Origin of the sequence: Cedecea lapagei, assembly GCF_900635955.1 — a bacterium.
In the GTDB taxonomy this organism is placed as follows: Bacteria; Pseudomonadota; Gammaproteobacteria; order Enterobacterales; family Enterobacteriaceae; genus Cedecea; species Cedecea lapagei.
On the sequence record NZ_LR134201.1, the window covers coordinates 2,960,309 to 2,980,408 of the forward strand.

The following is a 20,100-nucleotide window of genomic DNA, read 5'->3' on the forward strand; positions in this document are numbered from 1 at the left end:
GTTAACGCGCCATTCATCAACGTTTCTTGCACTGTCTCAGGCCTAACCTTTATGAGCGACTCACTCATTACCACCTTTGATACAGATAATGACCCTATGCATAACACGCCGCGCAATAGACTGTTGGCCCTGCTGGGCATGCAGTCCTTACTGGTGCACGCTGTCACTGCCGCAGCGCGGCTTAAACTTGCCGATCGGCTTGACGAACAGACGTTAACGCTGGACGAACTGGCACACAAAACCGGATGCCGGCCTGATGCATTAAGGCGATTGATGCGCGCACTCGCCAGCTGTGGGATCTTTTCGGAGAGTGAAGCGGGTTACCGCAACACGCCGCTTAGCGCCATGCTGAATAGCGAACGGCCAGACTCCCTTCATGGCTGGGCTTGTTTTATGGGCTCCGAGCAGGTCAACCGCTGCTTTGAACGTCTGGATGTTGCCCTCGCCGAAGACGGCCCTGTGTTCGATAAAATCTACGGGCTTCCCTTTTTCGATTATCTGGAACGAGAGTCGGAGGCCAGATCTGTCTTTGCCAGCGCCATGACCTCCTACTCAGCATCTGGCATCGAGGATGCCCTTGCGGCATTTGATTTCAGTGGGGCTGGCAAACTCTTTGATGTCGGCAGTGGAATGGGCAAATTTCTCTCCGGGATCCTGGAGGCTTATCCGCATCTCACCGGCACCTTATTTGATTTACCCGAGGTGATTTCGGCAGTTGAAAAACAGGCTGATAAGCTGAACCCTCGTCTGACGTGGCAGGGAGGCAATTTCTTTCACCATATCCCCGGCGGAGCAGACACCTATATTCTGCGGCACGTGCTGCATGACTGGTCAGACGACCAGGTTCTGCAGATCCTCCGTCAGTGCCGTCGGGCAATGCACGACGGCGGGCAGCTGTTGATTTTTGAACATCTGCTGGCCGGCGATAATCAGCCGGACTACGCGAAATTCCTGGATCTGGTGATGCTGACCTTCCTGAGCGGCAAAGAGCGCAGCGAAGCAGAATACCGAAGTCTGCTTGAACAAGCAGATTTGCGCATTGAGCGACAGATTAAAACCCCCGGTTTCCACACGCTGCTTGTTGTTAAGCCGCGCTAGTCCTGCCTGATTTAGTGAACGTTCCGGTCCGTGCAGAGGCCGGATAAAGGTGAATGAATGTCAACAGAGAAAATTATCCTGGTGGACGCCCTGGACAGGCAAATAGGTACAGGCGAAAAAATGGATGTCCATCTTGAAGGACGTCTGCACCGGGCTTTTTCAATCTTTATCTTTAACACCGCAGGAGAGTTGCTCCTGCAGCGACGAGCTAACAGTAAATACCATTCCGGGGGGCTATGGGCCAACACCTGCTGTGGTCATCCACGCCCCGGGGAAACCAGCGCCGAAGCGGCAAGGCGTAGGTTAAAAGAGGAAATGGGGTTTGACTGCCTTCTTTTTCCCGTTGGAACAATTACCTATCGGGCCCAGGTTTCCCCGACGATGATTGAGCATGAATTTGATCATCTCTACATCGGACGCTTTAGCGAAGAGCCACGGCCGAACCCTGCAGAAGTGGATACCTGGCAGTTTCTGACGCTGGAAAACATTCACCAGCAATTGGCGCAGCAGCCTGAAAAATTTGCCGCCTGGTTTATTACCATAATGGCGCAGTCGCAGGTATTGCGGCCCGAAACCTGGCATACCCAACTTTTCAACACCGTCTCTGACCCCAATAATCTTTGAGAAGAACAGTATGCGCGCCTTTAACCTGCCTGATTTTTTTTGCCCTTTTATCACTCGTCTGAATCCCAATCACGATGAAAGCTGGGCCGAATCACGACGCTGGCTGGTTGAGATGGATTTAATTCAGGGAGAAGAGGCTATCCAGCGCCTGGATCGATCGGGGTTCTCTCAACTCACCGCCAGGGCTTATCCCAACGCGTCGCCTTACGATCTTAAAATCGCAATGAACTGGTTGATATGGTTATTTTTGTTCGACGATCAGCTCGATGAATGCTGTCTTGGTCATCAAAAAGAACAGGCCGATCTGATCCTGGGACGTTTGCTGAAGCTGACCCTCAATGCGGATGAAACGAATTCGGCGCCCTTCAGCCCGGTTGAACGCGCTTTTGTTTCACTCTGGCGAGAATATGCGCATCGTTTGAGCGCAGAACAGCAAAATCGCTTTAGCCAAAATATTCGTAACTATCTCAGTTCGCTGCGATGGGAGGTCACTGCCAGAAGTGAAGACGCGTTGCCCGGCGTACTGACTTTCATAGAAATTCGCCGGGATACCGGTGCCGTGCGCATGGTACTGGATATTATTGAGTTTTGCCTGAACGATGAAATTCCCGCTCTTCTGGCCGACAGTCTGGCCATGCAGCTATTAAAAAACTGTACCGTGGACGTCATTTGCATGAGCAATGACCTCTTTTCCTTTGAAAAAGAGCGAGCGCGAGGCGATGTAAACAATCTGGTACTGGTCTGGGAACAAAACGTCGGCTGTAGCCGTGAGGAGGCAGCAAACAGCATCTATCGTTTCATTATCGATCGCCAGAATTTGTTCATTGAGACGAGGATAAAGCTGGAAACAGAGTTAAGGGAAATTGCAATGACCGAAGCGAAACGGGAAATGATTCACCAGTATGTTGAGGGGATGGCGCACTGGATGAGAGCCAACCTCGACTTTTCGCTGTCGACTCCGCGTTACGCAGATATCGAAGACAGTCAACAAGGAAAACCGCTAAGCTGGGTAGAGAATATCAGCGCCATGCAGCCCGAACTGTTCCAGGCACCGTTACAAAAGGAGTGAGGCCGCGGCTTATGGAAAAGGTCTGAGCAGAATAGCAGGTCTCCAGAGGTAAAAACTGACGCTTAGCTGTCGTTTATTGTTGCAGAGCGTCAGGCTGCTACAGCATGGCCCTTGCTTTTTTCAGATACTTGTCATGCCGGGTATGATGATAATGAAGGCTGGCAACATCTGGATTGAGCAGGCGATCCTGACTCAAATCCTGCTCCATTCAGAAACATAATTCCGGCCTGATGAGTCAGGGCCAAGATAAATATACCAACAGCCCAAAACAAAAAGGGGCTGCCTTTCGGCAACCCCTTAGAATGTTGGCGGAAGCGCAGAGATTCGAACTCTGGAACCCTTTCGGGTCGCCAGTTTTCAAGACCGCACTATAATTACAATAAATCAATAAGTTAACTTGTAGGCATGGTATAAACAGAAAAAATAGTAATGCTAAAAATCAACAACTTATCGACTTAACAATACTTAATATACCAACACTTTATCGCTATCCGTCATGGGGTGTCGGGGGCATAGATTAAAATCCTCTCGTGCCGACACATAGCAACATTATTTGTACTGGCTCAGACTTAATGTGACACAATTTAGTACCCGGGCAAAACCCAATCTGACAGTCATGCCTGTGGCGGAAGCAGACCTTTCTAAAGCAATTGTGGTCAACAAAGTGGGCGGAAGATCATGGGCTTAGTTCATCGCAGATGAGGTTATGGTAAATTGCTTATCAGTTAGAAATTAACCTAACCAAACAACCAAGGATAAGGAGAGTAATCGGTATGACGATTTTAGTGACGATACAGGCTCAGCTCATTGTTGGGGAAGCGCAGGTGATAAAAAGCCTGGCTCCTGAGGGTATGCTGGCCGCCGTATTTGAAGACGACGGCCGGACCGGGTATTTCTACGCGCTTGATGAGTCCGTTGCAGGAAACCCGATTCAGGATGCACTAACTATCTACAATGTCGAGGATATTTCAGACGGCCACATTCCTTCTGACGTTAAAATCGGCTGGTCAGAAGACAGTCAGAAGTGCGTGCTCCTTATCAACGGATATCCGCATGGAGCGTTCGATTTCGTGGGGAAAAATGGGTACTGCAGAAGCGGATTTCCTCCCCCGATAAACAAGGTATGGTCTATGTCTGGCCATGAGTGGAGTGATTCGGTGGATGACTTTTTCCGGTAAGTTATGGTGGGCTTAATACCTGCCGTTATTATCTATCCAAATTGATATGTCCCTCTGAAGAGAGCGGACGATTTTCTGGACTCTCAGGAGATAAACTATCTATTCCGGATGTCCGCTTCTCGCTCAAAGCAGACCGTCAGATTTGATGATGCGTTAGGATTTTAAATCAAAAGGTTAAACCGTATGTTCTCATTCTTGAAAACGCTTGATCGCATGCTTAATCGTCAACAGGCTGGCAAAACTCAAAAAAAACACTCTGACAAGGAGCTTATTCAGTGGGCTACAGGCTGTATGCTGGAAGGCCTTCCTGATGATTTCTATCAAGCTCGACTTCTATGCGTTCGTCTCCCCAATCCTGGAAACCCTGATGGTTGGATAGTAAGCGTGAATCATGATGTAATGTTAACTCCTGAATCAGAGTATCAGCGCTTCCAGCCTGCTGATGATCTGTACCCAACGCAGTGTGTTGAAATGCTACTAGAGGGTAAAAAGTGGCGAGAGGTGACTATGATTTTTAACAAGGAAAAAACATCATTCAACTGGGTTTGACATTATCGAAGCCTCTCAGTGAAGGGCTTCTGTAATGCCTCTGAACGTGGTTTTGATAACATGCAAAATCACTGGTACACACAAAATTATTTGTAAGGTATTGAGCACGTTAGCAGTGATCTCGCTGATAATGTCTACTGTCACATAGTCTACCAAAGGCGTATACACTAGCATCCTGAACACAACAAGGTACAAGCCGACCAGAAAAATGTAAGCGAAGACATTATTTAGGATAAACATCACCAACGGCTTTAATCCTAATTTTTTCTGCCAGTAGAAGGCGTCTTTTATCGTACGAAAATAATCCAACATCCTTGATTTCCACTCACTAAGTCTCATGGAACTATTTTAACGAATTAGGTCACTTGAGACACAGTGTTTTGATGTATTCCTGCAGCCCTGCTATTTGCTTGTTGCTGGTTTCGATTCGCTCCCTGATACGGAAATAATCCCGTTCAGCGGTGTCATTAAGTCCGGGGCTGGTTGCATCATCCACGCCGGCGGCGCTGGGGGTTTTGGACACTGGTTTGCAGGTAGCGTTGAGGCGCAGCCGCTTAGCACCAGCAGCAACATCCCTGCGCAACTGCTCAATGGTCGCTTTTGCATCAGCTAAATCCTTTGTGTATTTCTTATCGAGGGCAGCCAGGTCGAGCTGGCGCGCCTTCATAACGTCAATCGTGGAGTTAGCGGCATTACGCTCGGCGGTCACAGTATTGCGCTGCTCTTTGTAATGCAGTGCGTTAGTTCGGTTATGGTCCACGGCCCATCCCATGACAACAAGCGCCCCAGCGGCAACAATGCATACCACCAGCACACCCCGGCTCAATGTCGGCCCCACGAGCATAACTCGTGCTCCACGTCGCGGCGGTTGATAAGCCCCTCCCACTGCTTGCCACCAGCGTAAATCCATTGACGCAGACCATCACACGCGGCCTGATAATTTCCAGCGTTAAGCTGGCGCAGCAATGAAGAACGTTCGAACGCCGTTACGCCCACGTTGTAGCTGAAACTGATTAACGCCGCTTTTTGATACTCGGTTGCCGGAACTTTTACCGAACGCTCAACCGTACGCGCGAATGGTACCAGGTCTTTATCCAGCATCGCCCGGCACTCGGCTTCAGTGTAGGTTTTGGTTTTAATGATGTCAGCGCCGGTATGGCCATAACAAACCGTGAGCACCCCGGCAACATCGTAATACGGCGTATAGCCAACGCCCTCAAGGTCGGTAAGCATGGTCCCCGCGATTGCAATAGCGCCGGCCCCGGACATTGCGAGCAGTCTATTCCGTAGAGCTGGAGACATAGCCATTTAATCTGTCCTCCCGTTCTTTTCGGCGGTAATACCAGTTAACGCCGCAGGTGATTACCGTGCAGGCGATACCAATAATGATTGCCCAGTCGCTGAGACTTAATCCCGCCAGTCTGTCAGCCAACATCCACGCCCCTGCTTTTGTCGTATCTGCATACGTCTTTGCCGAAACACCTCCCCCTGCCAGAGTGGTGCTGGTTCCGTATGAGAGCTTGCTGTAAATTGTGCTCATTCTCGCCATAGCCTCACCTCCCTATAGCCGGACGGTGCTGTGTGTTTTAAGGGAATAAAAAAAGCCGCCGATTGGGCGACTTTGAGAATCTTTGATTTTACCAGGCCAGAAAAGAAGAAACCCCGCAGTCGCGGGGGTTCTTTGTTTTCTTCAGGTGCTTATTGTCACTGCCACCGTGGCGCAGCTCTGCCAGACATGAGGGAATTATCTAACCTTCTGGCCCGGTTTCAACCCTCACCTTTCCCACATTAAATAACAGATTGTTTTTTAATGAGATAAAACGACAAAAAGACAATTGATCGTTTTGAACGATCAATCGCACGATATTGAACTGTGATACCAATTTGAAGTGTAGGGTTATTGCCCACAAAATCTGCTTCACACCCTAAATGGAATTAACAATGAGCATTTATTATCTTGTTATCTATCTGGTCGGGTTTGTGTGGATGTGGATTCTGTCGCTACGCGCAGATAAAAGAAACGATATTGAATTTAACTTTTTTGAAACACTGTTAACCGCTGCTTTCTGGCCATTCTTTGCTGTTGTGATCCCATGCATGGCCATCCATACATTCCTCTCACAAAGACATAACACAAAGAAATAGCATGCCGGCCCGTGCGGGCTGGCACTTAACGCCCCTTCTTCACATATAAAAATACCTTAGCCCTGAATATCTCCAGGCACCAGCGTACACGCTTACGGGCTTGCCCCTGAGTTAGCCACGGCGCTGAACGCTGCAGCTCCCTGGTGATATCAGCAATTCTTGTGCGGGTTATGTAATAGCGTAAAGCTACAACTTAAACCGGATCGTCGATTTTGAACGCAAGAGGGACGGCCTGTTCGATGCAGTCGGCATCATCTCTCCGCCCGGATTGTTCTAACATCTCGCGGAGCGTGAGCGGCCACAGAATGGTATAAGCTCGTGCCACGGCCTAACGACAGCTGTGTAATAGCATTAGACGTCTGGTCATTCATTTTCATAATCTCTCACCTCGCTTTTTTGCGGGTACTATGTGTGCAATAAAAAAGGGCGCACTATGACGACCAACTTTTTATCTCCTCAACCGTCTGGTTGAAGCGTTCTTCTTCAAGTTCAACACCAATTCCCCGCCGCCCTAATTCCATGGCAGCTTTGATTGTGGATCCGGAACCCATAAAAAAATCCGCTACCACGTCATCGGGCCTGCTGCTGGCGCTGATAATCTGCCTTAGCATTTCCGCTGGCTTCTCACATGGATGCTTACCCTGATAGAACTGAACCGGCTTATATGTCCAAACGTCCGTGTAAGGCACGGCAGATGTAACGGCAAACGGGCGACGCAGTGCCTTAAACTCGTCCATTAGTTCTGAATGCTTACGGCTCAGGTAATGCCAGGTTGCCACCAGTTCGTGATGAGGCTTTTCCAGCTCGAGGCGCTGATGCTTCTCAATGGCTATTTGCGTAAACAGTTCCTGCAATTTGAGATAATCGGCCTCGTTAGGCAATTGCCACTGACTGGCACCGAACCAGTGCGAAACCATGTTTTTCTTTCCCGTGGCGTCTGCTATCTGCTTCGACGTGACGCCCAGCGCCGAACGCGCATTACGGAAATAATCAATCAGCGGCGTCATAATGTGCTGTTTTGCGCTGTCACATTCTTTCGCGTAGCTATCGGGCTTATACGGCCCAGGGTAATGCTCTGCGAAGAGAATGCGCTCTGTCGCCGGGAAGTACGCCCGCAGGCTTTCTTTCTGGCATCCATTCCAGCGCCCTGACGGCTTCGCCCAGATGATGTGGTTCAGGATGTTGAAGCGGTTGCGCATCAGCAACTCAATATCAGCCGCCAGGCGGTGGCCGCTGAAAAGGTAAATGCTGCCGTTGGGTTTCAATACCCGCCAGAACTCGGCCAGGCATTTATCAAGCCATGCGAGATAATCCGCATCCCCGCGCCACTGGTTATCCCAGCCCTCGGGTTTAACACGAAAATAAGGGGGATCCGTGCAAATCAGGTCAATGGAATTATCTGGCGTTTGGGAAAGGACGTGCAGGCAATCAGCGTTGAATAATTCAACACTGTATATTTTTACAGTATTTTTCATGGATCAGTAAGCTAGTCTCTGATAGGCTCACTTTGCTTTAGCGCTAAAGCGGTGGGCCTTGGTTAGCTTGTGACCTTAATGCATCAGCTAATGGCTGGCCGGGTGCGTCAACACCCACCAGCCGCCCATTTCCACAGCGGGGGCCTCCGTTACTGGAGGCGCTTGTAACATCCGAACTGGTAATCTGATAAACCCGCCATTACAAGCTGCGTCAGTATTAACTGGCAGCGCTCGCGCGTCAGGTGCGTATTCTGGGCAATCTCGCTTACAGTGGCAGGGCTCTCGCTTAACTGATTGAATACGGCCCTGACCGTTTCAGTCATATACTGCTGATTTAGCATGTCTTTTACCTTAATTTCTGGTGTGACATACAGATAACTCTGGTTGAATAATGCAGCAAGAAGTCTTTGCAAAAGATATAAAAAAACCGCCATAGCAATGTTTTATGACTTGATAAGCGTTGTGTCTTTGTGACCATTCTTATCACATTACGATGTTTTTTGCGTACGCGTTAGTTCTTTTGTATTATTTGTTTACACAGCAAAATTAAAAATACAAATGGATGGAAACGTGGCTAAGTTGGATGCTTTAGAAAGAATCATTACCCACCATAGTGTAACAATAGACACACAATTTCGCACTAAAGCAGATGCTGCAACCAAAGCTAAATGCATTTGCCCTGTTCCAGAAATGGGTGTACTTGCTCCGATGATTTTAGCTCAAGTAGGGCTTACACATGTTTATGATCACGGTGATGTAGTTCTCACATTGCAAGATGCACAACTCTTTTCTACGCAACAAGATAGAACACCAACTCATTTGGCATTACTTGTAAACTCTGTAGACAAAAATGGTAGTACAACTGTTCTGAAAAATACTGAGACTAATGTTCGCGTTGAAATTGCGCCGAAACATGAGGAAGGGGAAGGCTATGAAGTTTCTGCACATATAGTTATTTCGCTGAGCGGTAGTAAGAGAACCTATGATATGACCTATACTCCCACTCCCGGTGTGTCAACCGGAAGAGTGAATAGTTTTTTAGATAGGATTTTATTCAAAGTATCCGTTGCAAATGAAGACAAATTCACCTGTATAACCCCTACCAATGTTGTTTCTTCAACTACCAATAAAAACGTTAAGATCCTTTACAAGCCTGTTTTTGATTTAACTGGCATGCTTGATCAAGATCTTTTTAAAAAAATAAACAGTAAAGGTTTGTCTGATGTTATTTTGATTAAAGACGAATTCACTACAATAAACGCACCTGATGTAAATGCCACTTACATTCCCAAACAAACCACATTGAAACTTGTGCCAAACCACGGACAAGATGTTATAGGGTGGATAAAATCGGTTGCACAGCATTTCGGTGATAAGGATAATGGTGGGTATGATAAACTTAAAATTAAGTTTCAAGAACCAGACACAGATAAACCAAGGCAAGTGGATTTCTCCACTTCAAATATTAAGTTAGACAGCTTAGAAAAAACATTCATCAAAAAAAGTGTTGTATCAAATTTTTCGTCGCGGTTGAAAGACTCTTATGATAAAATAAATAAAGAGTTTATTTCTAAAATGATTGAAATAATGTGAGGACAACATGCTTACAATTTTTTCTCACCTAGCCAAACCGTTTGGTTACCTTTTTATTAAAGGTATTGATGGTAAACGGTCTTACGACTGGATAGCACCATTGATCCTTACAACTTTAACAACTCTGTACTTTGGCTCATTTAAAGTTATGCCTTCTATTCTGCTATCCGAAGGTGGTTTTGTTAAAACTGTGATATCATTTATATCAAACCTGCCGGGATTCTATATTGCAGCACTAGCAGCTATAGCAACTTTCAATAGAGAGCAAATAGACCACCCATTAATCAGCAATACAGGCACCCCATCAATAGATGTTAAGGTAACAAAAGAAAATGGTAAAGTGGTCAATTCTCAGGAGCCTCTGACTCGGCGACTATTTTTATGTATGCTATTTGCATTCCTTACTGCATTGAGCATTTTATTAGTAATGCTCAATGCATTAGTCATGCCTTTATTTGAAACATATAAAAACATCTACCTCCAAATAGCATATCTACTTTTGTTTACTTTTGGAACATGGCAACTATTAGTATCCACATTTTTTGGCCTGTATTATCTTGGCAATAGAATTCATATGAATTATTAAGCCCTTAACCGGGCTTAACAACCATCAAAACCCCTTCCAGAAAGCCTAGAGCGACTTGCATATCTTTCCTAATAGTACCATCTGCGCATCTACGCTTCCTTGCTATCGCCCTTAGAGATATACCAATAACAAAGTGAGCAATGACAAGTTCATATTCTTCTGGCTTGTAATTCTTTAGTCTGGCAACGCATCCATCAATCATTATCCCTTCATCATCGCCACATTGCGGACGTAATTTCTTACCATGAGGGAAAAGCCCCTTGAAGCCTGCAGCGATAGGCTGCCAGTCAACACCGCTTTTATCAGAGGCGGCCCACGCGCCCCACATATCCAAGACCTCATACATATCACGCATAGTGTTCTCCTAATTAAGCCAGCACACCAAGCGCAAAGGCTCGGTCCAAAATGTTTTTGAGCATGACCAACTGAGAACCATGCTTACGCTCGAATTCCCTTTGGTCTCGGTGAAGTTCGTCATGGCATTTCCGACATAGCGGAATAGCAAAACTGTCGTGCGATTTTGTACCCATCCCTCCCTGTCCATGCCCGATGAGGTGATGGGGATCATCCGCCGAAGAACCACAGCCCTCGCACGGTTGAGTCTTAACCCATTTCAGGTAGCCTGGATTTTCCCAGCGAATTCGTTTTGGTCTGGAAAAAACGTTTGGGGATACTCAGGATCTACTACCAGCGCCACCACGGGTTTTCCTCTGACTTGCTCCTGCTCCTTCTGTTGCTGGAAATATGCAGTTCTCTTCGCCAGTTCGCTGGTGGCCGGTACAGATGGTTCGAGATCGGTTTCACGATAAACAGAGAGGATGGGATCAGGCTTGAAGTTGAGTGCGCGGCGGGCCATGGTCTCCCCTATCGCTTCGGAAACGCCCATATAAACAGCCCACCAGCAAAGCTCCGCCAGCGAAAGCTCTCTATCACTATTGAATCCGAGCTTTGAAAGGACCGCATCGATAACCCAGGCTTTCACGTTCTGCAGCGCTATTGCTTCCAGCTGCTCTGTACTCTGATCCCGTAGCTTGTTGTCACATGACCAGCAAAGAAGCATGGCGCCGGGGCTATGCCGCATTGTTACCTTTTCATTGTGGTGATAATCCGTGTGTGGCCACTGGCAATGATGGACGCTGCGAAATAGCCAGGACTCGAGCGAAGTCATGCCACCAGCAGCCTGAATCACTCGCTCATCAGAAAAAAAGGTATCGAGGGCTGTATCTTCAATCAATGGCTGCCGCGCATCCGGTATCTTTCCCGAGGGAAGGTGTGCCATCGCCTTTGGGGGCATTTCGATAAGCACCCTGCCATAACCAAAAAGCTGCATCAGTTCCCGGCCCGGCTTGAGCAAGACCACGCCCATATTATGTGCAATCTCCACGGTCAGAATAGCGCGCATGGTTCAGCCTCCCGGATAATGATTTTGCCGGTTGTTCCCCATATTTTTGACACGCGTCCATCCCAGATATGGCTATCCTCGCCAAATAAGGCATCAAGTAACGCTTTCTCAAGATTGTCTTTGTCTGGTCGCGACTGGTGTGGCTTGCCGTCATACTCCGCCTGTTTCTTTTTGCTCCAGCTCGGCGGCATTGGAAGAACGAAAATAACGTGGTAACCACACTCAGGCAGCTCTATTCGGTTCAGGCGCACTTGATCGCAAAACGCCCGGTACCGTAAAACCTCAGGCCGTTTCTTCCACTTATCAGCGCGGGTCATTCTCGGTTTTCCCATAGGGGTTATGCTGTAGGCTTTCATTACTGCCTCCAGCACGGCTGTTGGAAAGTGCGGTCGATTCGCGGCGCTGTTTTACCTTCAGGAAGGAGCGCGCTGACAATCCAACTGGTGTAATCCGGAGCAAGGCTCTTTTCCGTAACGACTCCATTGGCCTTGTATCGCTTCACTAACTCTTCGGCTTGCGCTGCGGTCAGGTTGTCATGTTGGAACCAGCCCTTTTTCATAGCTGCGCTCCGTGAAGTTTCAGGAACGCGGCTGCCCTCTCACGCGCGACAGGCTGATCATCAATCATTTCCTGCAAGAGTTGCATAGCAAGAAGCGGTTCCTTATCTCCGGCAATCGCTATGCCGCGGGAAACGCCCCGGGTGATAGTGATAATGCCTTTTCGCTCGAGGGCTTTAAGGTGTTCCGCTGCAGCGTTTGGTGAGCTGACGCCGAGTAAGTCAGCAAGCTCGGTTGTGGAAGGTGGATAGCCATTTTTCTGTATGAAAAAAACCAGAAGATCGAATACTTCTTGTTGACGAGGCGTCAGGGTGTGGGCTGTTGCTGGACGTGTAAAATGCCCGGCTGAGCCATTATGGCTGTCGGGTTGATTTGTTTCAGGTTTCTTTGATGTGTTTTGCGCCATGGTAGTCTCCGTGGCGCAGCAGGTGCAGGGTGTTCAGTCCTACGAGTGAAGTGTATCAAAGCAACTTGTAATTCGGTAGCCCGCTTTCTCCAGCATCTCTGTAAAAAGTGTCGGTGTGCCAATTATCTCGTTAGGCTGAAGGGGAACGAACGATACCTCATCACCACGCCTGTATAACAATGCTCTGCCGCCATCCGGGAATGAACTAAATCTAGCGACCACGGCATAATCCTCGCAACGAATAAGCGCGTAGCCTGTGTCTGGCAACTCGTCATTAATTTTTATCACTTCGTTCCCCTCTGGCTGCCCCGAACGACCTGACATGGCTTCATCCCCCGCCATGCGGGAGGCTCTGAAGCACGTCTTTCGGGGTATAACGGAGGATTATTTCTTTGCTCAAAATTCCTCCCCACTTAAAAACACTGTATTAATGTACAGGTATTATTAACCCGTTTATTTTGGATTGCAATGAAAAAGGCTCAACAGTGCTTTTAGGTGATATTTATCGTGTTTTCAGTAGGTTAATTTTTTTTCATGCTATTAAGGCGGTCTGCTGCCCTTCAGTACAAAGCTCTGAAAGATTCGCCCTTACCAATGCCTCAGAGAACGGCGACGGTACCGCATTCCCTCAGTGGGCATTCGCATACCCCAGCCGATGATGCAAGATTACCGGAAGCCTTTAGTACGATATTCAATGCTCGCCGCAATACACAATGATATTGTTCCTACTCTTCCTATCTAGCGCTATCGAGCCAAACACAGATAGATATCGGCCTACCATGCCATAATGTCCACAAGGTCTGCTTTTAGTGAACAGCGGAATTCATAGTAATCTGAATTCAGAAGCATATTTCACTAACTATGCCATTTGTCAATAAAGTGGGAGTAGATCAAGAGTTGTCCCAAAGGTCGTTTTGCTTCAGAATAGTCTATAAAGTTGAATTCTACAGCGTACATTTTGAGACAGTATCATATGGCATGCACAGTAACATTTTAATGCGACAGAGTGGTCTCTTGGTCAAGAGTACCCAGTAGAACTAATCTCGCTACCAACCTATTCTAATTTACAGAAGGTATTATGGAAAAAAAATATCAGGTATTTTTGAGCTCCACCTATACAGATTTGGTGGAAGAGAGGGAGAGTATAATTAAAGCCGTGCTAGAATTGTATCATATCCCGATTGGAATGGAGATGTTCAGTGCAGAAGATGAAGATCAATGGGAAATAATAAGGAGAACCATAGAGGTAAGTGATTATTACATCTTAGTATTAGGATTAAGATATGGTTCAAAAACGTCCGATGGGATAAGTTTCACCCATAAAGAATATAATTATGCCTTAGAGAAAAAAATCCCTGTTCTCGCATTCTTAATGAATGACACTGTGGCTTTGTCTAGAGATAAAAGAGATGACAATCTCACTGATATCAAAGAATTCCGCAATACCGTTCTAACAAATTCCAAAATGGCACAATTTTGGGACACAAAAGATCAGCTTATAAAAAATGTTTCAATTTCCTTAATGAAGCAGATTATGCAAAAACCTGGGATAGGATGGATACGTGGAGACAATACTGTTGTTAGTGAGTCCCTATCCAATGAGCTATCAATTCTAAGTAAAGAAAACAGAGATTTAAGAGAGAAAATCACACTACTTGAATCAAAAGTAGAAATAAAAAAACCAGATATAAAAATATCTATAAACAGTCCTTCCATTGATGAAAAATTCAATTCGTTTGAAAAAGTCATCATGCCTAAAGTATTAAGTATAAACAACATCAGCCCGCATCTCCTTGAATTTATTTCAGAGAGTGACATTGAGTGGCATAATAGCAAAATCCCTGGAGAGCTTGAGCTTGAACAATTTAACATTGAAAGCGAAAAATACTTTAAAATCGAAAACTACTCTACCGCTTTAAATGTTAAAGTTTCAAATATAGGAACGGCAAAAGCAAATAACATATTTATAGAGCTGACCTTCCCTTCAGAAATTTTTATATATAAAGTCAATGAAAAGCCCCAAAAACCGGAATCCCCCGATTCCTTTTGACCCGATAATTAATGCGCAATCTAAATACCAAAAAAAACAGGATGATTTTAATTTTCCGAATGAATTCTCTACTTATAATTCATTATCCATGCACAGAATAACCACAAGAAATGATTTGATCAACCAAGGAATTTTCAAAAGCCTCAAGCCAAATAATGCATCGTCTTACACCTTACTGAGAGACAATACTATTACTATCAAAATTGATAACTTAATTCACACAAGGTTAATAACGTTTAGTGATGAGTATATGATTGCGCCTTTAAATACAGGAAAGCACATTATTGAAGCTGATATTATTTGTGAAGAATATACTCAGATTGATACTGTGACGATTGAATTGCAAATCTTGTAAACACACTAACCCTCGAATTAAGGATGATGGGGAGCAGACAAGCCTGGTAAGCCGACACAGATCATGTTTAGGAGCGCTTTAACCGGACGTACCGGACAGAAATCCTGGAATTTTATTGGTTCAGGACACTGAATGAAGCGCGGGAAATCACGTGTTTTACCTTCCAGTTCAAGCCGGATTCGGATCCCCCAGACATGAGATATCTGAAATGTTCTTTTTGGGTCGATGACACGGTCTTTGTTCCACCGTGACATGTTCATACTCAAATCTCCTGCAATGTGGGAGATTTGAGTATGGCAGTCCCTTATGAACTATGAGCGAAAGTTTATTACTTATATCTATCGATGCGTTACATACATTACCCTCAGCTAATTAATGGGAGCATGTCCAATCTTCTATTAGTTGTGCATGACTTCTATTCTCTTTAGAGTTATTCCTCTATCAAAAGTAGCTAGTTTACAGGTCAGGTGCTAATCAGTAGTGTAACTATCAGTCAAGCATAGTTGGTAATGATGAGTTAATGAACTTAATATTAATACTATTCTTTTTTAAGCAAAGCTCATGTCTCTTTTGAAGCATGCTAATGAACGTGTCAGTATTTGATGAGCTTAACTTCATGTTGTAAATAATTTCTGACACGCTGATAACATTTATGCAAATTTTGTGTCGCCTGCTGACTTCTTCTATTAACTCAATTATTTCAGGCCATTCTTTTGATTCTCTATATTCATCTATTAGGACTATGCCATAGAAATCATAATCGCCACCATGCAAGAGTGCTATTCCAGCAGAGTTATATATTTTCTCGCCTCTATTTATTACTTTATAAACGCCTTCTAGTTGATTAATTGCTTTCCTGCAGTGCTTAATCATGCTCGATGAAGCACGTTCCCGAGATTTATCCAGGGTCGAGATGTCTACTTGTAGGCATTTTGACTCAATCGCAATAACGTTATTGTTTAGCGAGCAAGTTAATACATCTGTTAGTTCTCTTTCCTTTTTCCCAATTGTTACCAATGGAGACAAGGTCGTTAATGAGTTATCCATCAGACAAAGCGCTTGATAGATCTGACGTTCCTGACGCGCACCATCAATCTCTGTTGCCACTTCATAACTTGATGAGCCTTGAGGATTTACATGATGCGTGATAATAGTCTCAAGTTCTTTAACCTTAACGGGAAAGCGAAATTTTAACACATTGAATCCCGGATGTTTAGCATCACCAGAACCTAATGAAGCACATACCGAATCCGTGAATTTCATGTTATCTAGGTGATTGTTTGCTGAAGAAAATTCAAAGTTTGCAATTACATTGTAAGCTCTTTTGTTTCTAAAGTTTGTTTTTATATTTATTGTTCCATATACAACGCTCGCGTCAGTCTCGTCGAATAAAGATAGGTGGATATCTGAGTCTAAAAATGAATCATCAAAAATATTATTGCGATTACTCCAACGTTGAGCAACTATCGCGTGGAAAGGTGATGATTTATTATCAAATACTTTTAAGACCAATGCAATATTATGTGTGGGGGTTGTTTTAACGAACAAATAAAATTCTATTTTAGCACCAAGTAAAATGGACTTGATGACTGATGTAGGTAATTTTGCTACTAACGCTTTATCGCCTGAGGAATTAGATTCACAAAAAACTCCAACTTGTTCTGATGCTAAAATGTCATGAAGACTTTTTGATGGTAAGTACATTAACTGACTCCTTGTATGCGTCAACCTGTAACTGTGTTAAAGCCAATCTATCATGCTGGTTGGATGTATAGGGTCAAATCCACAAACCGAGAATGTATAGCAATGTATTGTTAGCATGATAAGTGTTATAAACCATTATAAAGGAGGACACCATATCTTGCATAATCAATCCCTAACAGCCTTCAGGCGGCCTAAGTATATCACAAGCCCACTTCTATAGACTTAATAAGCAACGAATTGACTAGCTCTAGGTTGATCAATACACGGTGGTATCAGTAATGTTTTTGACTGGCCCTGACCCCGATTATCGTGAGCCGCTGTATTACGTAGAAACTTAGTAACGTCCGCTCTTGACTGTGAGTTCAACGGGTCGATGCAACGCTATTCTTAATCAAGGGGGACGTTGCCATGAAACGAAGAACTCGAATTAACTACACGCCAGAGCAGAGGGCGATTATCTTGGACAGATATAAGCAAGGTGATTCCCTGCATGATATCGCTAGAATGTTCGACAAATATCATTCTTCTATTATGCCCACTATCCACCAGACAGATGGGTATCTTTGCTGTACCGGCAGGCTAGGGGCTCTTCAACAAGCTGGAAAGAGTCAACTGTCAAATCGGGATCCCCATGTCTGGTCGCCGGGGATATCCGGATATTCTCGCCGAGTAGCATAAACCGACTGGAAAGAATGCCCTGACCTGGGCTGAGAGGCAGTACTGGATCCATACCCGTCTGAGGCACAAAATTTCCCCAGATACACGCAGCCGTATGCGATCCGGCGGGTGGGCAGCGAGAATCACTCATCAGGCTGATTATCAGCCTGATGTCTGGGAATTTCGTTCGGTCTTTCGCAAACCAGGCAGTCCGGTATATGCCAGCGATGTGACCGAATATCAGTACACCGCCATTTCTCAACGTCAGGGTTTCTTTGGGGTGCTACCCACAGCGTTCATCTCAAGGGATGTTATCAATGAAGCGACGCTGGCAGAAATTGAGGGGTTGGCCTGCTTCGACGGACTTCAGTATGGTAATGATCTGGTGTTCGGTGAATCGGGCTTTGCACATGGTAATCTCCTCAGGGGACATAATCAGTATGTCGGAAGATCTCTAAAAGTGAATGGTTCGGTTTACAGGGATGCTTACACTATCGCGCTCCAGAAACTTAGCCAGTTGCCGGGCAGTGGCCCTCTTGTTCTCCTTTAGAAAGCTGATCACTTTCTGATGGTTTTCGCTATTCATGTTTAATCCTTTGGTCATTGGTCAAAACTCGATTTATTCAAAGCAGCCCAGCCGCTTTTTTACGTTTATATTCCGCCATCCTCTGTTGCGCTGGAGTTGGTCCTGATGGCCTTGCTGGGGCCGCCAGTTGCCGCCGAATAGGCGGTATCGAATAGCCAGCCCCCACCCGCTTTTCCCAGTGAGATAACTTCGCTGCTGCAAGCTTGTCCATTTCGGGCTGAGTCAACCGGCGCTCCACTCCTTCACGCCGCATTTCTACGCAAATGTGGTAGAGCACAGGATGCTTCCACGGGTACTGCTCAGATGTGCTGTACCGCCATGACTCGTTTTTCCATTTGCAATATTCATGCTTCACGTCTTCCACCGTCAGCCCAAAGCTACCGCCACTTGCATCTGCGACCAGCGCAACAAACTCAGCAAAATCCGGTGGCCATGTGCTTTCTGCAGCACAGCGTTCGACGCAAACGTTACACACGCGAGTTAATTCCTCAGCGCTCATCGCTCCAATCTGCTGCTCCCAGAGGTCCGATGGACGATTGCCATTCTTCGCAATCCAGCGGTTGCTGTAGATTTTTGTCATGAGGTCCCACAGCCGCCATGCCGGAGTGTCCACCGTGGTGCTGTCGTTCCCGAATGTACTGCTCGCGCCCCTCACGTAACTGCCGTTCTGCGATGGACTCCGTGTTTCCAGTTGGGTTTTGCCCATTGGTCACCTGCCTGTTTTTGGGGTTGTCCTGGCAACGCTGCAGCCAGGTTGTGATGAATTTCTTGATGCCGTTCGGCGTTTTGCGCTTCTTCGGGTTACTTTCGAGCCAGCCGCACATGTTCCGCAGCTCCTGAGGTACATCCACCGCCGGGTAAAGCTCCCTTCGGCTTTCGAGGTAGTTCAGCGTTACGACATGCGACACACCGCCGATTAACGGCAGCGATATAAAAATTTCTTCAGGGGAAATTTCCGGGGGAGCACGGCGCTGATCAGTTTCAGCGTCGGGCATATTGTTTTTAGGTTTTATATCTTTATCTGGATCTTTATTAGTTGGATTCCCGTTGCCCTCCTGTTCCAACGGAGAATGAACACCCGTTGAACGGTCGTTAATTTGCCGTTCTGATTCCGTTCCTTTTTTGGCTTTTCTCGCCATGGCTGAGGCACGACCTGCAGCAGACTTCTGCTCAAGCGAATTGCGGACCCCCTCGAGATCACGCTCAATACGATCATGTTTCCATTCGCTACCGTTATCGCTGAAAAACTCCTTCAACGAGCTTTCAACGGAAATCCAACGGTCGTTGCTCAGCCGTGCAATTTTTGGCAGACGGCTCTTCGGTATCGCTTTCCCTGTTTGCCAGTAATTGAACATGAGCAGCAGGTATGCACCGTGCTCTTCTGTTGACAGATGCATGGTGTCCGCCAGGTAATCAGCAATGTAGAGTTGCATGTAAGGCAGCGCGGCCATGGTTACTCCTGATGCCCGAAAGAACCGGGCTTAATGGTCATTGGTCAAAACTCGATTAGAAAAACTGCGGCGTCACTGCGCCTATGCTGGCAAGCAGCGGTCCTGCTAAGTCCGATGGCAACATGTTGAAAAGCGCAATAGCTGCCTCTCTGATCTCTTTCTCAAGCTTCTGCAGCGGCGCGCCTAACAATTTGGCCTGGTGCGCCTCACCGCATTCTTTAATATCCCGGGCCACCAGCTCAGTCTCAGTCATTCCAGAACGCAGCCCGTGCTTTCTGGCAATTTCAATGGGCATGGCTTCACCGATTGCCACAGCAAGCTGCATTACGTAAGCGGTATATTTGTCGGAGTTAGCTTCATTTTTCAGATAACGAAAAAGATTCTGTTTGTTGATCGTTATCCCCCTGCCCCCCAGTTTTTCCCACTGTTCTGCCACCAGCCGCGCAATCTTTTCCTGTGCCTGGCCCGGCAAAGTGAGTTCCCACTCATGCACTGCGTCACGGAGAGCACGATGTTTAATGCCGTCACGGCGGTGGACCACATTCTGATTTTGGGTTTTCACTGAAAACCGAGAGACTTGGTTATGATTTTTATGCGCTGTTAAATGCATGGTCA

22 protein-coding genes and 4 pseudogenes are annotated in these 20,100 nt (G+C 46.2%); 11 read left to right on the forward strand and 15 right to left on the reverse strand.

The features are described 5' to 3' along the window. Positions 1-51: 51 nt before the first annotated feature. The 5 genes from EL098_RS14360 (at position 52) to EL098_RS14380 (ending at position 4,518) form a co-directional block, all read left to right on the forward strand. Positions 52-1,098 (forward strand): methyltransferase, encoded by a 1,047-nt coding sequence (locus EL098_RS14360; protein ID WP_164716868.1) that lies wholly within the window; start codon positions 52-54, stop codon positions 1,096-1,098. Between the two features lie 57 nt (positions 1,099-1,155). Then, complete coding sequence (idi, locus tag EL098_RS14365) at positions 1,156-1,722, forward strand: isopentenyl-diphosphate Delta-isomerase (RefSeq protein ID WP_126356882.1); 567 nt, start codon at positions 1,156-1,158, stop codon at positions 1,720-1,722. Between the two features lie 112 nt (positions 1,723-1,834). Beyond that, positions 1,835-2,791, forward strand: coding sequence for a terpene synthase family protein (locus EL098_RS14370; RefSeq protein ID WP_126356883.1), 957 nt, complete (start codon positions 1,835-1,837; stop codon positions 2,789-2,791). A 773-nt stretch (positions 2,792-3,564) separates the two neighbouring features. Beyond that, positions 3,565-3,969 (forward strand): DUF2251 domain-containing protein, encoded by a 405-nt coding sequence (locus EL098_RS14375; RefSeq protein ID WP_126356884.1) that lies wholly within the window; start codon positions 3,565-3,567, stop codon positions 3,967-3,969. Positions 3,970-4,152: 183 nt separating this feature from the next. Further along, positions 4,153-4,518, forward strand: a complete 366-nt coding sequence (locus EL098_RS14380) for a hypothetical protein (RefSeq protein WP_126356885.1) — start codon at positions 4,153-4,155, stop codon at positions 4,516-4,518. A 361-nt stretch (positions 4,519-4,879) separates the two neighbouring features. On the opposite strand, the gene EL098_RS14385 is transcribed toward EL098_RS14380, so the two are convergent. The 5 genes from EL098_RS14385 to EL098_RS23750 form a co-directional block, all read right to left on the reverse strand. Then, positions 4,880-5,344 carry a lysis protein gene (locus tag EL098_RS14385; RefSeq protein WP_408609134.1) on the reverse strand — a complete coding sequence of 155 codons (465 nt, stop codon included), beginning with the start codon at positions 5,342-5,344 and terminating at the stop codon, positions 4,880-4,882. Further along, complete coding sequence (locus tag EL098_RS14390) at positions 5,341-5,826, reverse strand: lysozyme (protein WP_126356887.1); 486 nt, start codon at positions 5,824-5,826, stop codon at positions 5,341-5,343. Before EL098_RS14390 ends, EL098_RS14385 begins: the two co-directional genes overlap by 4 nt. Then, positions 5,798-6,067, reverse strand: coding sequence for a phage holin (locus EL098_RS23745; protein WP_126356888.1), 270 nt, complete (start codon positions 6,065-6,067; stop codon positions 5,798-5,800). Before EL098_RS23745 ends, EL098_RS14390 begins: the two co-directional genes overlap by 29 nt. Before the next feature lie 1,027 nt (positions 6,068-7,094). Next, complete coding sequence (locus EL098_RS14400; RefSeq protein WP_126356889.1) at positions 7,095-8,138, reverse strand: DNA-methyltransferase; 1,044 nt, start codon at positions 8,136-8,138, stop codon at positions 7,095-7,097. Positions 8,139-8,287: 149 nt separating this feature from the next. After that, entirely contained in the window at positions 8,288-8,479 is a 192-nt protein-coding gene (locus EL098_RS23750) for a TrmB family transcriptional regulator (protein ID WP_126358457.1), read from the reverse strand. Positions 8,480-8,708: 229 nt separating this feature from the next. On the opposite strand from EL098_RS23750, the gene EL098_RS14410 reads away from it, so the two are divergent. Next, a complete protein-coding gene (locus EL098_RS14410; RefSeq protein WP_126356890.1) occupies positions 8,709-9,731 on the forward strand; it encodes a hypothetical protein in 1,023 nt (340 codons plus the stop codon). A gap of 7 nt (positions 9,732-9,738) precedes the next feature. Continuing rightward, a complete protein-coding gene (locus EL098_RS14415; RefSeq protein WP_126356891.1) occupies positions 9,739-10,317 on the forward strand; it encodes a hypothetical protein in 579 nt (192 codons plus the stop codon). Between the two features lie 4 nt (positions 10,318-10,321). Here EL098_RS14415 and EL098_RS14420 read toward each other — a convergent pair whose 3' ends face one another. The 5 genes and pseudogenes from EL098_RS14420 to EL098_RS14440 all read right to left on the reverse strand — a co-directional run bounded on the left by EL098_RS14420 (position 10,322) and on the right by EL098_RS14440 (position 12,682). Continuing rightward, positions 10,322-10,672: an antiterminator Q family protein gene (locus EL098_RS14420; RefSeq protein WP_126356892.1), complete on the reverse strand. Its 351-nt coding sequence runs from the start codon at positions 10,670-10,672 to the stop codon at positions 10,322-10,324. A gap of 13 nt (positions 10,673-10,685) precedes the next feature. After that, positions 10,686-11,719 (reverse strand): annotated as a pseudogene (locus EL098_RS14425) (DUF968 domain-containing protein). After that, a complete protein-coding gene (locus EL098_RS14430) occupies positions 11,704-12,075 on the reverse strand; it encodes a RusA family crossover junction endodeoxyribonuclease (protein ID WP_126356893.1) in 372 nt (123 codons plus the stop codon). The pseudogene EL098_RS14425 and the gene EL098_RS14430 overlap by 16 nt, the downstream one beginning before the upstream one ends. Beyond that, entirely contained in the window at positions 12,075-12,278 is a 204-nt protein-coding gene (locus tag EL098_RS14435) for an SH2 domain-containing protein (RefSeq protein ID WP_126356894.1), read from the reverse strand. Before EL098_RS14435 ends, EL098_RS14430 begins: the two co-directional genes overlap by 1 nt. Next, positions 12,275-12,682 (reverse strand): LexA family protein, encoded by a 408-nt coding sequence (locus EL098_RS14440; protein WP_126356895.1) that lies wholly within the window; start codon positions 12,680-12,682, stop codon positions 12,275-12,277. Before EL098_RS14440 ends, EL098_RS14435 begins: the two co-directional genes overlap by 4 nt. 1,078 nt (positions 12,683-13,760) lie before the next feature. Here EL098_RS14440 and EL098_RS14450 point away from each other — a divergent pair. Further along, the gene (locus EL098_RS14450; protein WP_232012222.1) at positions 13,761-14,732 is read left to right on the forward strand and encodes a DUF4062 domain-containing protein; all 972 of its coding nucleotides are present in this window, start codon (positions 13,761-13,763) and stop codon (positions 14,730-14,732) included. A 394-nt stretch (positions 14,733-15,126) separates the two neighbouring features. Further along, a pseudogene (locus EL098_RS14455) lies at positions 15,127-15,239 on the forward strand (integrase core domain-containing protein); the annotation flags it as partial. Here the strand turns inward: EL098_RS14455 and EL098_RS14460 are convergent. Both EL098_RS14460 and EL098_RS14465 read right to left on the reverse strand, forming a co-directional pair. Further along, positions 15,222-15,347, reverse strand: a pseudogene (locus tag EL098_RS14460) (integrase); the annotation flags it as partial. The pseudogenes EL098_RS14455 and EL098_RS14460 overlap by 18 nt on opposite strands. Before the next feature lie 229 nt (positions 15,348-15,576). Next, positions 15,577-16,791: a hypothetical protein gene (locus EL098_RS14465; RefSeq protein ID WP_126356896.1), complete on the reverse strand. Its 1,215-nt coding sequence runs from the start codon at positions 16,789-16,791 to the stop codon at positions 15,577-15,579. Positions 16,792-17,199: 408 nt separating this feature from the next. On the opposite strand from EL098_RS14465, the pseudogene EL098_RS14470 reads away from it, so the two are divergent. Both EL098_RS14470 and EL098_RS14475 read left to right on the forward strand, forming a co-directional pair. After that, positions 17,200-17,352, forward strand: a pseudogene (locus EL098_RS14470) (helix-turn-helix domain-containing protein); the annotation flags it as partial. A gap of 211 nt (positions 17,353-17,563) precedes the next feature. Next, on the forward strand, positions 17,564-17,998 hold the full coding sequence (locus tag EL098_RS14475; RefSeq protein WP_126356897.1) for a hypothetical protein: 435 nt from the start codon (positions 17,564-17,566) through the stop codon (positions 17,996-17,998). A 73-nt stretch (positions 17,999-18,071) separates the two neighbouring features. Here the strand turns inward: EL098_RS14475 and EL098_RS14480 are convergent, their stop codons facing one another. Genes EL098_RS14480 through EL098_RS14490 form a run of 3 tightly spaced genes read right to left on the reverse strand, consistent with a single transcriptional unit; the run spans position 18,072 to position 20,095 of the window. Continuing rightward, positions 18,072-18,533 carry a replication protein P gene (locus EL098_RS14480; protein WP_126358459.1) on the reverse strand — a complete coding sequence of 154 codons (462 nt, stop codon included), beginning with the start codon at positions 18,531-18,533 and terminating at the stop codon, positions 18,072-18,074. After that, entirely contained in the window at positions 18,523-19,485 is a 963-nt protein-coding gene (locus EL098_RS23560; protein WP_232012223.1) for a YdaU family protein, read from the reverse strand. The genes EL098_RS14480 and EL098_RS23560 overlap by 11 nt, the downstream gene beginning before the upstream one ends. A gap of 55 nt (positions 19,486-19,540) precedes the next feature. Continuing rightward, positions 19,541-20,095, reverse strand: coding sequence for a toxin YdaT family protein (locus EL098_RS14490; protein ID WP_126358460.1), 555 nt, complete (start codon positions 20,093-20,095; stop codon positions 19,541-19,543). Positions 20,096-20,100: the final 5 nt, after the last annotated feature.

What these genes read in the sequence shown, in the direction of transcription:
- EL098_RS14360 (WP_164716868.1), top strand. Translation starts at nt 52, where the DNA reads ATGAGCGACTCACTCATTACCACCTTTGATACAGATAATGACCCTATG.
- idi (WP_126356882.1), top strand. Translation starts at nt 1,156, where the DNA reads ATGTCAACAGAGAAAATTATCCTGGTGGACGCCCTGGACAGGCAAATA.
- EL098_RS14370 (WP_126356883.1), top strand. Translation starts at nt 1,835, where the DNA reads ATGGATTTAATTCAGGGAGAAGAGGCTATCCAGCGCCTGGATCGATCG.
- EL098_RS14375 (WP_126356884.1), top strand. Translation starts at nt 3,565, where the DNA reads ATGACGATTTTAGTGACGATACAGGCTCAGCTCATTGTTGGGGAAGCG.
- EL098_RS14380 (WP_126356885.1), top strand. Translation starts at nt 4,153, where the DNA reads ATGTTCTCATTCTTGAAAACGCTTGATCGCATGCTTAATCGTCAACAG.
- EL098_RS14390 (WP_126356887.1), bottom strand. Translation starts at nt 5,826, where the DNA reads ATGGCTATGTCTCCAGCTCTACGGAATAGACTGCTCGCAATGTCCGGG.
- EL098_RS23745 (WP_126356888.1), bottom strand. Translation starts at nt 6,067, where the DNA reads ATGGCGAGAATGAGCACAATTTACAGCAAGCTCTCATACGGAACCAGC.
- EL098_RS14400 (WP_126356889.1), bottom strand. Translation starts at nt 8,138, where the DNA reads ATGAAAAATACTGTAAAAATATACAGTGTTGAATTATTCAACGCTGAT.
- EL098_RS23750 (WP_126358457.1), bottom strand. Translation starts at nt 8,479, where the DNA reads ATGCTAAATCAGCAGTATATGACTGAAACGGTCAGGGCCGTATTCAAT.
- EL098_RS14415 (WP_126356891.1), top strand. Translation starts at nt 9,739, where the DNA reads ATGCTTACAATTTTTTCTCACCTAGCCAAACCGTTTGGTTACCTTTTT.
- EL098_RS14420 (WP_126356892.1), bottom strand. Translation starts at nt 10,672, where the DNA reads ATGCGTGATATGTATGAGGTCTTGGATATGTGGGGCGCGTGGGCCGCC.
- EL098_RS14430 (WP_126356893.1), bottom strand. Translation starts at nt 12,075, where the DNA reads ATGAAAGCCTACAGCATAACCCCTATGGGAAAACCGAGAATGACCCGC.
- EL098_RS14435 (WP_126356894.1), bottom strand. Translation starts at nt 12,278, where the DNA reads ATGAAAAAGGGCTGGTTCCAACATGACAACCTGACCGCAGCGCAAGCC.
- EL098_RS14440 (WP_126356895.1), bottom strand. Translation starts at nt 12,682, where the DNA reads ATGGCGCAAAACACATCAAAGAAACCTGAAACAAATCAACCCGACAGC.
- EL098_RS14450 (WP_232012222.1), top strand. Translation starts at nt 13,761, where the DNA reads ATGGAAAAAAAATATCAGGTATTTTTGAGCTCCACCTATACAGATTTG.
- EL098_RS14465 (WP_126356896.1), bottom strand. Translation starts at nt 16,791, where the DNA reads ATGTACTTACCATCAAAAAGTCTTCATGACATTTTAGCATCAGAACAA.
- EL098_RS14475 (WP_126356897.1), top strand. Translation starts at nt 17,564, where the DNA reads ATGCGATCCGGCGGGTGGGCAGCGAGAATCACTCATCAGGCTGATTAT.
- EL098_RS14480 (WP_126358459.1), bottom strand. Translation starts at nt 18,533, where the DNA reads ATGAGCGCTGAGGAATTAACTCGCGTGTGTAACGTTTGCGTCGAACGC.
- EL098_RS23560 (WP_232012223.1), bottom strand. Translation starts at nt 19,485, where the DNA reads ATGGCCGCGCTGCCTTACATGCAACTCTACATTGCTGATTACCTGGCG.
- EL098_RS14490 (WP_126358460.1), bottom strand. Translation starts at nt 20,095, where the DNA reads ATGCATTTAACAGCGCATAAAAATCATAACCAAGTCTCTCGGTTTTCA.